Source organism: Methylobacterium sp. Leaf361, assembly GCF_001424445.1.
Classification (GTDB): Bacteria; Pseudomonadota; Alphaproteobacteria; order Rhizobiales; family Beijerinckiaceae; genus Methylobacterium.
Genome location: NZ_LMPY01000034.1, coordinates 124323 through 139448, shown reverse-complemented (window position 1 = coordinate 139448; position 15126 = coordinate 124323). Strand labels below are relative to the sequence as shown.

At 72.1% G+C, this 15126-nt stretch carries 12 protein-coding genes; 3 read left to right on the top strand and 9 right to left on the bottom strand.

The genetic code is table 11. From position 1 onward, the window contains the following. Position 1 precedes the first annotated feature (1 nt). Both glp and ASG32_RS21370 read left to right on the top strand, forming a co-directional pair. Complete coding sequence (gene glp / locus ASG32_RS21375) at positions 2–1258, top strand: gephyrin-like molybdotransferase Glp (protein WP_056530454.1); 1257 nt, start codon at positions 2–4, stop codon at positions 1256–1258. Positions 1259–1396: 138 nt separating this feature from the next. Further along, positions 1397–1750, top strand: a complete 354-nt coding sequence (locus tag ASG32_RS21370; RefSeq protein WP_082557991.1) for an avidin/streptavidin family protein — start codon at positions 1397–1399, stop codon at positions 1748–1750. A gap of 93 nt (positions 1751–1843) precedes the next feature. Here the strand turns inward: ASG32_RS21370 and ASG32_RS21365 are convergent, their stop codons facing one another. From ASG32_RS21365 to ASG32_RS21330, 8 genes are all read right to left on the bottom strand, one after another. Beyond that, complete coding sequence (locus tag ASG32_RS21365) at positions 1844–3055, bottom strand: acyl-CoA dehydrogenase family protein (RefSeq protein WP_056530451.1); 1212 nt, start codon at positions 3053–3055, stop codon at positions 1844–1846. A gap of 283 nt (positions 3056–3338) precedes the next feature. Beyond that, the gene (locus tag ASG32_RS21360) at positions 3339–5492 is read right to left on the bottom strand and encodes a PAS domain-containing protein (RefSeq protein WP_056530449.1); all 2154 of its coding nucleotides are present in this window, start codon (positions 5490–5492) and stop codon (positions 3339–3341) included. Between the two features lie 157 nt (positions 5493–5649). After that, positions 5650–7341: an AMP-binding protein gene (locus tag ASG32_RS21355; protein WP_056530446.1), complete on the bottom strand. Its 1692-nt coding sequence runs from the start codon at positions 7339–7341 to the stop codon at positions 5650–5652. 64 nt (positions 7342–7405) lie between these two features. Beyond that, positions 7406–8320, bottom strand: a complete 915-nt coding sequence (locus tag ASG32_RS21350) for a hydroxymethylglutaryl-CoA lyase (RefSeq protein ID WP_056530443.1) — start codon at positions 8318–8320, stop codon at positions 7406–7408. After that, a complete protein-coding gene (locus tag ASG32_RS21345) occupies positions 8317–10335 on the bottom strand; it encodes an acetyl/propionyl/methylcrotonyl-CoA carboxylase subunit alpha (RefSeq protein WP_056530440.1) in 2019 nt (672 codons plus the stop codon). Before ASG32_RS21345 ends, ASG32_RS21350 begins: the two co-directional genes overlap by 4 nt. A gap of 10 nt (positions 10336–10345) precedes the next feature. Continuing rightward, a complete protein-coding gene (locus tag ASG32_RS21340; RefSeq protein WP_056530437.1) occupies positions 10346–11134 on the bottom strand; it encodes an enoyl-CoA hydratase-related protein in 789 nt (262 codons plus the stop codon). Positions 11135–11144: 10 nt separating this feature from the next. Continuing rightward, entirely contained in the window at positions 11145–12752 is a 1608-nt protein-coding gene (locus ASG32_RS21335) for a carboxyl transferase domain-containing protein (protein ID WP_056530434.1), read from the bottom strand. Between the two features lie 16 nt (positions 12753–12768). Further along, positions 12769–13938, bottom strand: coding sequence for an isovaleryl-CoA dehydrogenase (locus ASG32_RS21330; RefSeq protein ID WP_056530431.1), 1170 nt, complete (start codon positions 13936–13938; stop codon positions 12769–12771). A gap of 172 nt (positions 13939–14110) precedes the next feature. On the opposite strand from ASG32_RS21330, the gene ASG32_RS21325 reads away from it, so the two are divergent. Next, positions 14111–14713: a TetR/AcrR family transcriptional regulator gene (locus ASG32_RS21325; protein WP_056530428.1), complete on the top strand. Its 603-nt coding sequence runs from the start codon at positions 14111–14113 to the stop codon at positions 14711–14713. Positions 14714–14743: 30 nt separating this feature from the next. On the opposite strand, the gene ASG32_RS21320 is transcribed toward ASG32_RS21325, so the two are convergent. After that, the gene (locus ASG32_RS21320; RefSeq protein ID WP_056530425.1) at positions 14744–14941 is read right to left on the bottom strand and encodes a hypothetical protein; all 198 of its coding nucleotides are present in this window, start codon (positions 14939–14941) and stop codon (positions 14744–14746) included. Positions 14942–15126 lie beyond the last annotated feature (185 nt).

The following is a 15126-nucleotide window of genomic DNA, read 5'->3' as shown; positions in this document are numbered from 1 at the left end:
GATGGCCCAGCTCAGCGACGACTGCTTCGCGTTCGGCGGCCCTCTGATGACCATCGAGGACGCACACGCGCTGTTCGGCGAGCGGCTCGCAGCGATCGTCGGCACCGAGGACGTTCCCGTCCCGGACGCCGACGGGCGCGTCCTGGCCGAGGATTGCGTCGCGCCCATCGACGTCCCGCCGTTCCCCAACTCGGCCGTCGACGGTTACGCGGTCCGTTTCGCGGACCTGCGCGCCTCCGATGCGACGATCCTGCCGGTCGGCGCGGTCGTCGCGGCCGGCGCCTCCCCCGAAGGCGTGTCGGTGGCGGGCTCGGCCGCCCGGATCTTCACCGGGGCCCCGATGCCGGCGGGGGCCGACACCGTCTTCATGCAGGAGGACGTCCAGGTCCTGCCCGACGGCCGGGTGTCCCTGCCGCTCGGGCTGAAGCGGGGCGCCAACAGCCGCGACGCCGGCGAGGACGCGGCGAAGGGCTCGACGATCATCGCGGCCGGCCGGCGTCTCCGGCCGCAGGACCTGGCCCTGGCGACCGCGGTCGGCCTGCGCACGCTGAAGGTCCGCCGCACCCTGCGGGTCGGCGTGTTCTCGACGGGCAACGAACTCGTCGAGCCCGGGGCGCCCCTGGGGCCGGGCGCGATCTACGACTCGAACCGCGTCCTGCTGCTCGCTCTTCTCCGGCGGATGGGCGTCGCGGCGCGCGACCTCGGCGTCATCCGCGACGACCCGGCGGCCCTCGCGGCCAGGCTCTCGGCGGCGGCCGCCGAGCACGACGTGATCCTGACTTCGGGCGGCGTGTCGACCGGCGACGAGGATCACGTGAAGACCGCCGTCGAGAGCATCGGGCGCCTCGTGTTCTGGCGGCTGGGGATCAAGCCGGGACGGCCGGTCGCGATGGGCATGATCGACGGCAAGCCGTTCCTGGGCCTGCCGGGCAACCCGGTGGCTGTCTACGTCACCCTGCTGTTCGTGGTGCGGCCGCTCCTCGCCCGGCTCGCCGGCGAGGCCTACGCGCCGTCGCGCGGATTCACCGTCAGGGCGGCCTTTCCCTATCGGAAGCGCGCGGGCCGCAGGGAGTTCGTCCGGGTCAGCCTCGCCCGGGACGCCGACGGCGCCTGGGAGGCCCGGAAGTTCCAGCGCGACGGCGCGGGCATGCTGTCATCGCTCACCGAATCCGACGGCCTCGTGGAGCTGGAGGATGACCGGACCGAGGTCGTGCCGGGCGACGCCGTGCGGTTCCACCCGCACGGGGCCCTCTGGTAGCGGGGCCGCGCTCAGGGCCTCACGAGACGCGGACCGCGCCCCAGCATTGCCGGGCTCGCGCATCCGTTATATCAAATCTGCTATATCGCTTGTGATGGGCCGTGCGAGCGGCCGCTCGATCGGCGGGCTTGAGCAACGATGTTCGATGGTGTCTGGCGGAGCCAAGCCGGCGCGGAACTCCGCCTCCTCCAGATGGGCGAGGCGGTCTCCGGGACCTACACCGCCGCCGATCCCGGCTACGCGCAGACGCATCGAAGCCGCATCCTCGTCGGCACGGCCGAGGGCGACATCATCGGCTTCGTGACCAGCACGTCGTCGCCCCAGGAGATCACGGCCTGGACCGGGCGCCTCGTCCGGACCGACGAGAAGACGGCCGAGGCGATCCACGCGGTCTTCCACGCCGTCGAACGGTCCTCGCAGCCGAAGGCCGTGGCCGATCACGTCGCGCTCGAGACGACCATCTTCTCGAAGGTCGAGAACGCCTGTTCGTGAAGCCAGGGTCGCGTCCCTCCTCGCTGGGGTCCTGAGGAACGGGGGCGACCGTGGCGCGAGGAGCGGTCGGCGCATGCGTGATCGGCGACGGCTCTAGATGAACGGCGCGTCGGCTTCGAGGCCCAGAAGGATGCGGCCGGTCGGCACGAGCAGCCGGTCCTGATAATGCATGTGCTGGCAGGCCGCGTAGACATCGCGGAGCTGGCGCGCGAACGGCAGGTCTTCGAGGACGGCGGAACTGCCGGCCGCCTCGTACATGCTCGTGACCACCTGCTTCCCGACATGGCCCGCGTACCAGCAGGCCCGCCGAAGCTTGGCCTGCCACGCGAGCGTTATCGGACGGCCGTTCTCGGCTTCCCACCAGAATTCGGAGACTGTGTCCCGGGCGAAGGCGCGCGCGGCACCGAGGCTCGTCTCGGCACGCGCGATCGCGACCTGGACGTCCTCGCGAAGTCTCAGGGGCACCTTGCCGCCATGCGGCGTCTTCGTCTGCGCGAGACCGATGAAGGCGTCGATCGAGGCCCGGGCGATCCCGAGCGGAACACCGATGGCGGCGATCGCGGCCGCCGATGCCATGGGCAGCATGTAGAGGGGCCTTCTGTCGCGAGGCATCATGAGGCTCGCGCCGTCGATGGTCTGCGCGTTCGGCACCCAGATGTCGGTGCACGCGACGTCGTGACTCCCGCTGGCCCGGAGCCCCCCGGCATTCCAGTTGCCGACGACCTCGACATCCTTCGAGGCGATGAAGACGCCGCGCAGCGACGGCCGCCCGTTCTCGTCGAGCTTCGGCCGCTCGCCCTCGATCTCCACACACATCAGTGCGGACACGGAACTGTAGCGGCAGAAGCTCGCCCAGGACCAGCGTCCGTTGATCCGCCAGCCGGATCCATGGCGAACCGCTGTTCCCGTCGGCTGGCCGCTCCCGCTGCCCGCGAACTTCCTGCCGGCAGGGATGAGCGAACGCATCACGTCCGCGTCGATCAGGTCGGCGAAGCGTGACGCGCCCCCGGACGAGATCGCGGCGCACCAGGCGACCGAACCGTCGAGTTCCGCCAGAGCTTCGATCGCCGCCAGGACGCTCAGCGGATGCGCTTCAGGACCGCCCAGGCCCCGCGGAAGCCAGAGCTGCGCGAGACCGGCGTCGATGAGCGCCTCTGCGACCGGCTCCGGCAGGTCCGGGCCGACAGCGAGGGCCGACCGGTGCTCCGCGATGAGGGGCCGAAGCGCCGCGACGGTCGCGAGAAACGCCGCGTCCGGATCTCCGGCTCGCGCGGCAGGGCAGATCGAGGGGGCGACACCGTTCATTCTCAGACCTCATGACTGTCCGAGATGCATAGTAAGTTCGGTGATCGGCCGCTTTCGTGTCTGTCGGAAGAGTTTTTGGTTACGGTCGTAACTGGGGCGCCGTCAGACGATATTATCTGCCGGGTGGGGACGCGGTAGATCGCGCTGTAACGGTTGTCGTTGGATTTTTTCGCGCTGGATCCGCGATGATGATGCTTGAATGCTTCGGGTGGACGGTCTCGTGATCGCGGAAGCCGCTGACCAACCTTGACGGATCGCGCGCGCATCGCGGCCTTCGCGCAACCTAGGACACCGGCATCTCGATGCGGCAGCGCACGCCGTCGCGGTCCAGCGCGTACTCGACCGTGGCGCCCAGGGCATATGCCAGCGCCTCCTGGATCAACTCGGTCCCGTAGCCGCGGCGGGTGACGCGCGCCGCCTGCGCGGGCAGGCCGCTCTCGATCCAGCACAGGGCCAGTCGGCGGCGCTCGCGCCGGTCGCGCACGATCTCCCAGGTGACGCTGAGATGGCCGGTCCCGGTCTTGAGCACCCCGTGCTTGACCGCGTTGGTCGTCAGCTCGTGGACGGCGAGGGCGAAGTTCTGCACCTGTCGCGCGGTCAGGTGCACCTCGGGGCCGGCGACGGTCATGCGGTCGGTCGCGCCGTCGACGTAGGCGGCCAGCTCGGCGCGCACCAGCGCACCCACCTCGACCGAGTCGCTGCCGTACTGGCTGAGCAGGCCCTGCGCGCGGCTGAGCGCCTGCAGTCGCGCCTCGAACGCCTCGACCGAGCTGCCTTGCCGCAGTGTCTTGCCCGCCACGGCGCTGACGACGCCGAGGAGGTTGCGCGTGCGGTGCTGCAGCTCGTTGATCAGCACTTCCTGGCGCGCCAGCAGCCTGTGGTGGTCCGTGACGTCGATGTTCACCCCCGACCACTTGCGGATCGACCCGTCGGGGTTCGTGATCGGCACCGCGCGGACGTTCGACCACCGCCAGGACGCGCTCGGGGCGTGCCACAGGCGATACTCGTGATCGACCGCCGTCCGCGTCGCGACGGCCTGCCGCCACTTCGCTTCCGTGAGCGCCCGGTCGTCCGCGTGGATCGCGTGGATCCAGCCGCGCCCGAGCCACTCGTCCGGGCGCTGCCCGGTGAACGCGCGCCAGCCCGGGCTGTCGACCTCGATGAGGCCCTCGGCCGAGGCCTCCCAGCTGAACTGACCGAACCCCTCGACCAGCCCGCGGAACCGCTCCTCGCTCGCGCGCAGATCGTCCTCCACCCGCTTGCGCGCGGTCACGTCGCTGGCGGCGCCGAACCATTCGCGGATCTCGCCGTCATCGTCGAGCAGCGGCACGGCCCGGGACAGTGCCCAGCCCAGGCTCCCGTCCGCCTGCCGGACGGGGTGCTCCAGCTCGAACATCGTCTTGGATCGGATCGCCCGCTGGATGGCCTCGCGCAGGCGCGGCTGGTCGGCCGGATCGATGTAGGCGCTCAGCCAGTCGTCGTTCGGGGTGACGGTGTCGGCCAGGAAGCCGCGGCCCTCCAGGACCCGCAGCTCGCTCCAGTCCGGGCTCATGCGGTAGATGACGTCCGAGCTGGCCGTGACGAGGGCGCGGAACCGCTCCTCGCTCGCGCGCAGCCGATCCTCGGCGCGCTTGCGCTGGAGGATGTCCTTGAACAGGACCGCCACCTGCCGCCGTTCCGGCGCCCCGATCGGGAAGGCGTAGACCTCGTACCAGCGCCCGAGCGTGTCGGCGCGGTCCTCGAAGCGTTCCGCCTTGCCGGTTCGGACGATCCGGCCGTAGGTCTCGAACCAGTGCGGCTCGAGGTCGGGCGCCAGCGCCCGGACCGTCCGGCCGACCGCGTCGCGGAGCCCGGTCTGCTGCTCGAAGGCCGCGTTCACGGACAGGAAGCGGTAGTCGACCGCCCGCCCGGCCGCGTCGAACAGGACCTCGATGGTGCTGAAGCCCTCGTCGATGGCGTCGAAGAGGTGGCGGTACCGGGCCTCGCTCGTGCGCAGCTTGGCCTCGGCGCGCAGGCGCTCACCGATCTCGAAGCCGGTCATGTGGACGGCCATGACCTTCCCATCGGCGTCGCGCACGGGCACGAGGAGCGCGTCGAAGACGTCCTCCGCGGCGCCCTCGCCGCGGGTGTCCAGCGGCTGCCCGGCCACCTGCACGGCCTCGCCCGCGAAGGCGCGCGCGTAGAAGTCCGCGACCGTCGCCCACCCCTCCGGGAACGTGCGCGCGAGCGGCCGGCCGAGACCCTCCGGGTGCCGGGCGCCGTAGAGACGGGCGGCGGCGTCGTTGTAGATCAGGAGGCGCTCGGGCCCGCAAACGAGGGACGCGACCAGCGGGCTCGCGAGCACCTGCTCGACCATCACCTTGAGGCGCTCCGGCCAGCGGGCGGCCGGCCCCAGCGGCGTCCGCTCCCAGCCGAAGTCGCGGATGCGCGCGGCCATCTCGCCGTCGCCCTGTGGCCATGCCGACACTGATACGCCGCCTCGGTGATGTCGCGCGCCAGCATGTCCGCTCGCGGCGCGCGCAGCAACGTTCAAGGCCGATCGGACGACGAAATCTTCGTTCCGCCGGGCGATGACAGCATTCGCGGGGACCGGCTCAGGCCGTCTCGGATCGCGCGAGGCCCAGCTGCTCCTCCACGCACCGACGCATCACGAATTTCTGGATCTTTCCGGAGACCGTCATCGGGAAGGCGTCGACGAACTGGATGTATTTCGGGATCTTCTGATGCGCGATCTGCCCCGCGCAGAACGCGCGCACCGCCGGCTCCGACAGGGTCTCGCCGTCGCGCAGCCTGATCCAGGCGCACAGCTCCTCCCCGTATTTCGGGTCGGAAACCCCGAAGACCTGGACATCCTGGATCTGCGGATGCCGGAAGAGGAACTCCTCGATCTCGCGCGGATAGATGTTCTCACCGCCGCGTATGACCATGTCTTTGATCCGCCCGACGATGTTGCAGTAGCCCTCCGCATCCAGCGTCGCGAGGTCGCCTGTGTGCATCCATCCGGCGTCGTCGAGGATCTCCGCGGTCCGCGCGGCGTCGCCCCAGTAGCCGAGCATGACCGAGTAGCCGCGCGTGCACAGCTCGCCGCGCGCGCCCCGCGGCGTCACGCGTCCCTCGGGATCCACGATCTTGACCTCGAGATGCGGGTGGATCCGGCCGACGGTCGTGACGCGCCGCTCCAGCGGGTCGTCGCTCGAGCTCTGGAAGCTCACTGGGCTGGTCTCGGTCATGCCGTACGCGATGGTGACATCCCGCATGTTCATCTGCTCCACGACCCGGCGCATCACCGCGATCGGGCACGGCGCGCCCGCCATGATCCCGGTCCGCAGGGAGCGGAGATCGAACTGCGCGAACTCGGGATGGTCGAGCTCGGCGATGAACATGGTCGGCACGCCGTAGAGCGCGGTGCAGCGCTCGGCCTGCACGGTCTCCAGTGTCGCGCGCGGGTCGAAGCCCTCGCCCGGAAACACCATGGCGCAACCGTGGGTCAGGGCCGCGAGATTGCCCATCACCATGCCGAAGCAATGGTAGAGCGGCACCGGGATGCAGATCCGATCCTCGGCGGTCAGCCGCATCGCGCGGCCGACGAAGTGGCCGTTATTGAGGATGTTGTGATGGGTCAGCGTGACGCCCTTCGGGGCGCCCGTCGTGCCGCTGGTGAACTGGATGTTGGCCGCGTCGTCGAACTGCATCGCGTCGGCGAGGTCGCGCAGGGCGCCGGTGCCGGCCGCATCGCCCTGCGCGACCGCGTCGAACGGGACCGTCCCCGGGGCCGGCGGTCCGCCGATCTGGATCACCGTGCGCAGGTGCGGCAGGCGGGCGGCGGACAGCCGGCCCGGCCCGGAGGCGGCGAGTTCGGGGGCCAGGGTGCCGAGCATCCCGAGATAGTCGCTGGTCTTGAACGCCGTCGCCGTGACCAGGGCGGTGCAGCCGACATTGTTGAGCGCGAATTCCAGCTCCGACAGCCGGTAGGCCGGGTTGATCGTCACCAGGATCAGCCCCGCACGGGCGGCGGCGAACTGGGTCAGCACCCACTCGGCGCGGTTGAGCGACCAGATCCCGATACGGTCGCCTGGCCGGAGGCCGAGGGCGAGCAGGCCGGCCGCGAAGGCGTCGGCTTGGTCCCTCAGCTCGCGCCAGGTCCATCGGACGCCCTGGGCGTGCGCGACCAGCGCCAGGTGATCCGGCCACGCCGCGGCGGCGCGATCCAGGGCCTGGCCGATGGTCAGGCCGAGCAGGGGCTCGCCGATCGCCCCGTGGACATAGCTCACCGCCCGGTCGCTCATGTCGTCCTCCCTCGTTCCTCCGAACGCGCGCGCCGCCGCGGCGCTGTCCGAGGCCGCCCTTCGATCAGGGTGTCGGCGGCGGCGCGGCGGCCAGCGCGCGGGCGACCTTCGAGGCCGGCTCCCGGCCGAGCTGCGACGCGATCGACCGCCCGGCCGCGGCGAGGGCATCGAGATCTATCCCGGTCGCGATGCCCATGCCGCGCAGCATGTAAACGACGTCCTCGGTGGCGACGTTGCCGGCGGCCCCCGGCGCGTAGGGGCAGCCCCCGAGGCCCGCCACCGCGGCGTCCACGGCCGACACGCCGAGTTCGAGGCAGGCGAGGATGTTGGCCAGGGCCTGCCCGTAGGTGTCGTGGAAGTGCAGGGCGATCGCCTGCAGCGGCACGTCGGCGGCCACCCGCTCGACCAGCCGCCGGGCCGCGCGCGGCGTCCCGGTCCCGATCGTGTCGCCGAGGGCGATCTCGTGGCAGCCCATCGCGTGGAGGGACGCGGCGACGCGGGCGACCGCCGCCGGCGCGACGTCGCCCTCGTAGGGGCAGCCCAGGACGCAGGAGACGTAGCCCCGCACCCGCAGGTCGTTCGCGCGCGCCGCCTCCAGCACCGGGGCGAAGCGGTCGAGGGTCTCGGCGATCGAGCCGTTGACGTTGCGCCGGGAGAAGCTCTCGGAGGCGGCGGCGAACACCGCGACCTCCCGGACGCCGGAGGCGAGGGCCCGCTCCAGGCCCTGCAGGTTCGGGACCAGCACGGAATAGCCGACCTCGGGCCGGGGGCGCAGCCGCGCCAGAACCTCCGCGGTGTCGGCCATCTGCGGCACCCATCGGGGCGACACGAAGCTGCCGGCCTCGATGCGGGTCAGCCCGGCCTCGGCCAGGGCCTCGATCAGCGCCACCCTGGCGGCGATCGGCACCGGCGCGGGCTCGTTCTGGAGCCCGTCGCGCGGCCCGACCTCGATCACCTGCACCCGGGCCGGATAGCTCATGCGGGCCGCTCCTCCGCCGCGAAGGTGACGATCTCGGTGCTCTCCTCGACCATGTCGTCGACGGCGTGGCGGACCTCGGCGACGGTGCCGGCCTGCGGCGCGCGGAGGGTGATCTCCATCTTCATCGCCTCGATCACCGCGAGCGGCGCGCCCTTCTCCACGGCATCGCCGGGCCGCACCCAGAGCTGGGTCAGGCGGCCCGGCACGGGCGCCGTCACCCGGTCGCTGCCGGACGCCTCGGTCCGGGGCGGGGCGAGGGGATCGACGTGGACCAGCGTCGCGTTCCGGCCGCCGACGATCACCGTCAGCTCCGCGCCGCGGCGGACCGTGCGCAGCCGGCGCCAGACGCCGTCCAGCATCAGCCGCTCGCCCTCGGCGTCCTCGGCGAGCGCCGCCAGGACGGTGCCGCCCGGCAGGTCGAGGCGGGCGCTGCCGTCGGGGCGGGGGCATGCCCGCAGGGTGACGGGCGGCGCGTCGCCGTGGCGGAACTGCAGGTCCTGGTAGCCCGCCCCGTTCATCCGCCACGCATCCGAATCGGCCCAGGGCGACCACGGGTCGCCGCTCGCCAGCGCCTGCGCGGCGACGGCCGCGCGCCGGTCGCGCAGGACGGTCAGGGCGGCGGCGGCCCAGAGCGCGGGATCGACCGCACCGGTCGCTCGCGGCGCCAGCAGGTCGTCGGCGTGGCGGGCGATGAAGCCGGTGTCGAGGTCGGCCGAGCGGTAGGCGGGGTGGCCGGCGACGGCGCGCAGGAGATCCAGATTGGTCGTCACGCCGACCACCTCGTAGGCGGCGAGGGCGGTTGCGAGCTGCCGGATCGCGGCCGCCCGGTCCTCGCCCCAGACGACCAGCTTGGCGATCATCGGGTCGTAATCCGGGGTGATCCGGTCGCCCTGCACAATGCCGGTCTCGACCCGCACCCGCCCCGGCAGCTCCGGCGGCTGGCGCAGGTGGGCGAGGCTGCCGACCGCCGGCAGGAAATCGCGCGCCGGATCCTCGGCGTAGACCCGCGCCTCGATCGCGTGGCCGCGCAGGGCCAGATCCGGGGCGCCGAGCGGCAGCCGCTCGCCCGCGGCCACGCGCAGCTGCCACTCCACCAGGTCGAGGCCCAAGACCATCTCGGTCACCGGGTGCTCGACCTGGAGCCGGGTGTTCATCTCCATGAAGTAGAAGGTCTCGCCCTCGGCGATGAACTCCACTGTGCCGGCGCCGACATAGCCGACCGCCCGCGCCGCCGCGACCGCGGCCTCGCCCATCCGCGCGCGCCGGACCGGATCCATCCCCGGGGCAGGCGCCTCCTCGATCACCTTCTGGTGGCGCCGCTGGATCGAGCAGTCGCGCTCGAACAGCGAGACGGTGTTGCCGTGGCTGTCGGCGAAGACCTGGATCTCGATGTGCCGGGGGCGGGTCAGGTACGCCTCGATCAGCACCCGGTCGTCGCCGAAGGACGCCCGCGCCTCGCGCTGGGCGCCGATCAGGGCGGACTCGAACGCCGCGGCGGCCTCGACGACGCGCATGCCCTTGCCGCCGCCGCCGGCCGAGGCCTTGATCAAGACCGGGTAGCCGATCCGGGCGGCCGCCTCCTTCAGCGCCGGGACATCCTGCGCGGCGCCGTGATAGCCCGGCACCAGCGGGACCCCGGCGCGCTCCATCAGCGCCTTGGCCTCGGCCTTGGAGCCCATGGCGCGGATCGCCGCCGGGGGCGGGCCGACGAACACGAGGCCGGCCCCGGCGCAGGCGCCGGCGAAGTCCGCGTTCTCCGACAGGAAGCCGTAGCCCGGATGGATCGCCTCCGCCCCGGCGCGCCGGGCGACGTCGAGGATCCGCTCGGCCACGAGGTAGCTCTCGCGCGCCGGGGCGGGCCCGATCGGCCACGCCTCGTCGGCCATCCGGGTGTGTCGGGCGCCGGCATCCGCCTCCGAATAGACCGCGACCGTGCCGATGCCGAGGCGCCGGGCGGTGGCGATCACCCGGCAGGCGATCTCCCCGCGGTTGGCGATGAGGATCTTGCCGAACATGGCCGCCCCCTCAGTCCCGCCGCCACGGGGCTAAGCGCTTGTCGAGGAAGGCGGCCATGCCGACCTGCCCCTCGTCGGAAGCACGACGCTCGGCAATGCGCCGCCCGGTCTCGCGCCCCAGGCCGGCGTCCACCGGCCGCCCCTCGCACAGGAAGACGAGGTCCTTGGCCTCGGCCTGCGCGCCCGGGGCGCCCCGGAGGATGTCGCGCAGCACCTCCGCGCCGGCCGCCTCCAGCCGGTCGTCGGGCACCACCTCGTGCACGAGGCCGATCGCCCGGGCGCGCTCGGCGGAGAAGACCTCCGCGGTCTGGAACAGGCGCCGGGCCCAGCGCGCGCCGATCGCGTTGACCACGTAGGGGCCGATCGTCGCCGGGATCAGGCCGAGCCGCACCTCGCTCAGGCAGAACCGCGCGCTCTCGGCCGCGATGGCGATATCGCAGCAGGCGGCGAGCCCGACGCCGCCGCCGTAGGCCGCCCCGTGCACGAGGGCGAGCGTCGGCTTCGGCAGCCGGTCGAGACTGTGCATCAGCCCCGCGAGCCCGGCGGCGTCGGCGAGGCTGCTGTCGAAGGACTGGCCGGCGATCCGGCGCATCCAGGCGAGGTCGGCGCCCGCCGAGAAGCTCTGGCCCGCGCCCGCCAGGACGACCGCCCGGATCCCGGCAGCGGCGCCCAGCCGGTGCAGGGACGCGGTGAGGGCGGCGATCAGGCCGTCGTCGAAGGCGTTGTGCTGCTCCGGACGGTTGAGCGTCAGGGTGGCGACCCCGCGTTCGTCGACCGTCTCCAGCAAGGTGCCGCTCATCCCGCGCCTCCTACATCCGGAACAGGCCGAAGCGGGTCTCGGGAATCGGCGCGTTGAGGCTCGCCGAGAGACCGAGCGCCAGGACGCGGCGCGTGTCGGCCGGGTCGATCACCCCGTCGTCCCAGAGCCGGGCGCTGGAATAGTAGGGGTGGCCCTGCTCCTCGTACTGCGCCCGGATCGGCGCCTTGAACGCCGCCTCGTCCTCCGCCGACCACGTGCCGCCGCGGCCCTCGACACCGTCGCGCCGGACCGTGGCCAGGACCGAGGCGGCCTGCTCGCCGCCCATCACGCCGATCCTCGCGTTCGGCCACATCCAGAGGAAGCGCGGCCCGTAGGCCCGCCCGCACATGCCGTAATTGCCGGCCCCGAAGCTGCCGCCGATCAGGACGGTGAATTTCGGCACCGCCGCGGTCGCGACGGCGGTGACCATCTTGGCCCCGTCCTTGGCGATGCCGCCGGCCTCGTAGCGCCGGCCGACCATGAAGCCGGTGACGTTCTGGAGGAACACCAGGGGCACGCCGCGCTGGGCGCAGAGCTCGACGAAGTGGGCGCCCTTCAGGGCACTCTCCGAGAACAGGATGCCGTTGTTGGCGACGATCCCCACCGGGTAGCCCCAGATATGGGCGAAGCCGCAGACCAGGGTCTGGCCGTAGAGGTGCTTGAACTCGTCGAAGTCGCTGCCGTCCACCAGCCGGGCGATGACCTCGCGCACGTCGTAGGGCGTCCGGCGGTCGGCCGGCACCGCCGCGTAGATCTCCTCGGCGGCGTAGCGCGGCGGCTCGGGCTGCCGCGGCGCGAGCGCGGGGCGCTTCACCGCGTTCAGGTTGGCCACGATGCGGCGGGCGATGCCGAGGGCGTGGGCGTCGGTCTCCGCCATGTGGTCGGTCACGCCCGAGGTCCGGGCGTGCACGTCGGCGCCGCCGAGCTCCTCGGCGCTGACCACCTCGCCGGTCGCGGCCTTCACCAGCGGCGGCCCGCCGAGGAAGATCGTGCCCTGGCCGCGGACGATGATCGACTCGTCGCACAGCGCCGGCACGTAGGCGCCGCCGGCGGTGCAGGAGCCCATCACCACGGCGATCTGGGCGATGCCCTGCGCCGACATCGTCGCCTGGTTGTAGAAGATGCGGCCGAAATGGTCCCGGCCCGGGAAGACCTCGTCCTGGCTGGGCAGATGCGCGCCGCCGCTGTCGACGAGGTAGAGGCAGGGCAGCCGGTTCTGCTGCGCGATCTCCTGCGCCCGGAGGTGCTTCTGCACCGTCATCGGGAAGTAGGTGCCGCCCTTCACGGTCGCGTCGTTGGCGACGATCACGCACTCGCGCCCCGCGACGCGGCCGATGCCGGTGACGATCCCGGCCGAGGGGACCTCGCCGCCGTAGAGGCCGTGCCCGGCGAGCTGGCCGATTTCCAGGAAGGGCGAGAACGGGTCGATCAGCGCACGGATCCGGTCCCGGGGCAGGAGCTTGCCGCGGGCGCGATGGCGCTCCCGCGCGGCCTCCCCGCCGCCGAGGCGGACGCGGTCGGCGGTCGCGCGCAGGTCCGCCACCAGGGCGCGCATGGCCTCGGCATTGGCGCGGGCCTCGGGCGCGCGCGGATCCAGAGCGGATTCGATCACCGGCACGGCGCCCGCTCCCCGCTCAGGCCGTCTCGGCGAACAATTCGCGGCCGATCAGCATCCGCCGGATCTCGCTCGTGCCGGCGCCGATCTCGTAGAGCTTGGCGTCGCGCAGCAGGCGGCCGGTCGGATAGTCGTTGATGTAGCCGTTGCCTCCGAGCGCCTGGATCGCGTCGAGGGCCACCGCGGTCGCGCTCTCGGCCGCGAACAGGATCGCGCCCGCGGCGTCCCGGCGCGTCGCCCGCCCGCGGTCGCAGGCCCGCGCCACCGCGTAGACGTAGGCCCGGGCGGCGTTCGTCGCCGTGTACATGTCGGCGATCTTGCCCTGCATGAGCTGGAACTCGCCGATCGGCCGACCGAACTGCCGGCGCTCGTGGAGGTAGGGCAGGACGACGTCGAGGCAGGCGCGCATGATGCCGAGCGGCCCGGCGGCCAGCACGGCGCGCTCGTAGTCGAGGCCCGACATCAGCACGCCGACGCCGCGCCCGACCGCGCCCAGGACGTTCTCCTCCGGTATCTCGCAGTCCTGGAACAGCAGCTCGCAGGTGTTGGAGCCGCGCATGCCGAGCTTGTCGAGCTTCTGCGCGGTGGAGAAGCCGGGAAAATCCTTCTCGACCAGGAACGCCGTGATCCCCCGCGGACCGGCCTCGGGATCCGTCTTGGCGTAGACCACCAGGACGTCGGCGTCGGGACCGTTGGTGATCCACATCTTGGTGCCGTTCAGGACGTAGCGGTCGCCGCGCCTGTCGGCCCGCAGCCGCATGGAGACGACGTCGCTCCCGGAGCCCGGCTCGGACATCGCGAGCGCGCCGACATGCTCGCCCGCGATCAGCTTCGGCAGGTAGCGCCGCTTCTGCGCCTCGGTGCCGTTGCGGCGGATCTGGTTCACGCAGAGGTTGGAATGCGCGCCGTAGGACAGCCCGACCGAGGCCGAGGCCCGGCTGATCTCCTCCATGGCCACCGCGTGCTCGAGGTAGCCCATGCCGGCGCCGCCATAGGTCTCCTCGACGGTGACGCCCAGAACGCCGAGGGCGCCGAGCTTGCGCCAGAGGTCCGCGGGAAACGCGTTGCTGGCATCGATCGCCGCCGCGCGGGGGGCGATCTCGGCGCGCGCGAAGCGCTCCACCTCGGCGCGCAGGGCGTCGGCCGTCTCGCCCAGGCCGAAGTCGAAATCCTGCAGGCCGATGGGCATCGCGCGTCTCCTCGCCTGAGAATCGGGCACCCGCCTCTTTGAAACGAACGTACGTTCGTTAAGCGAGGCTGGCAAGGCGATTTACGAACGGTTGTTCGTTAGCCTATAGCGAGGATCGGCGTGAGCATTCCCCGGTGTCTGTTGCGCTCTGAACTGTCTTCGGAGTGTCTTCGTGGGTCGCACCGCCGGATCGAACGGGCCGCGCACGGCCGCCGCCATCCGCCGGGCCGGGCTTCGGCTCATCTATCGCCACGGCTACGAGGCGATGACCCTGCGCGCCCTGGCCGCCGAGGTCGGGATCCAGGCGGCCTCGCTCTACAACCACATCCGCAGCAAGCAGGATCTGCTGTTCGACATCGTCCGCGACCACATGGAGACGCTGCTGGCGCGGACCGACGCGGCGCTGGCGACGGCGACCGGCACCCCGACGGACCGTCTCCGCGCCTTCGTGGCGCACCACGTCACGTACCATCTCGAGAAGAGGCAGGAAGTCTTCATCGCGAACTTCGAGCTGCGCTCGCTCGACCCGCCGCATTACGCGGCGATCGTCGCCCTGCGCCGGGCCTACGAAGACCGGTTGGTCGCGCTGCTCGAGCGGGGATCGGAGGCGGGGGAGCTGGACGTCCGGGATGCGCGGGTCGCCGGCTACGCGATCCTCGGGATGCTCACCAGCGCCTGCACGTGGTACCGGCCCGACGGCCGGATGACCAAGGCGGAGATCGTCGCCCTGCACACCGACATGGCGCTGCGGGGTTGCGTCAGGCGTCAGCCATAGACCCCGTCGCGCCGGGGAACGGCGGTCGCCTCAGATCAGGCCGCCCGGCGGTGCGGCGGTGAGGGTCCTGCCGGCCCGCGTGACGAGCTTGGCGAAGGCCAGCGCCGCCGCCGAGGCCTGGGCTTCCGAGGGGAAGGTGCGGTCCGAGGTCAGGACCGGCATCTGCGTGGCATCGAGGAGGACCCAGGTCCACAGACGGGTGTCGGTCGCGCGGATCTCGAAATGCATGGCGAACTCGTCGGGCAATGGCACATGCCCGCACAATGCGCCGCGAAAAGGCCTGACGCGTTAAGAGCTTGGCCGGCGCAACTACCTGAGTCGGCGCGCGCCGGCCTTGCCCCCGACATCCTCGCAGATCACAGGCGGGAACCTGCGCCGCCCAGGGCGGATCTCGCCACGGCCGGCCCCGACTT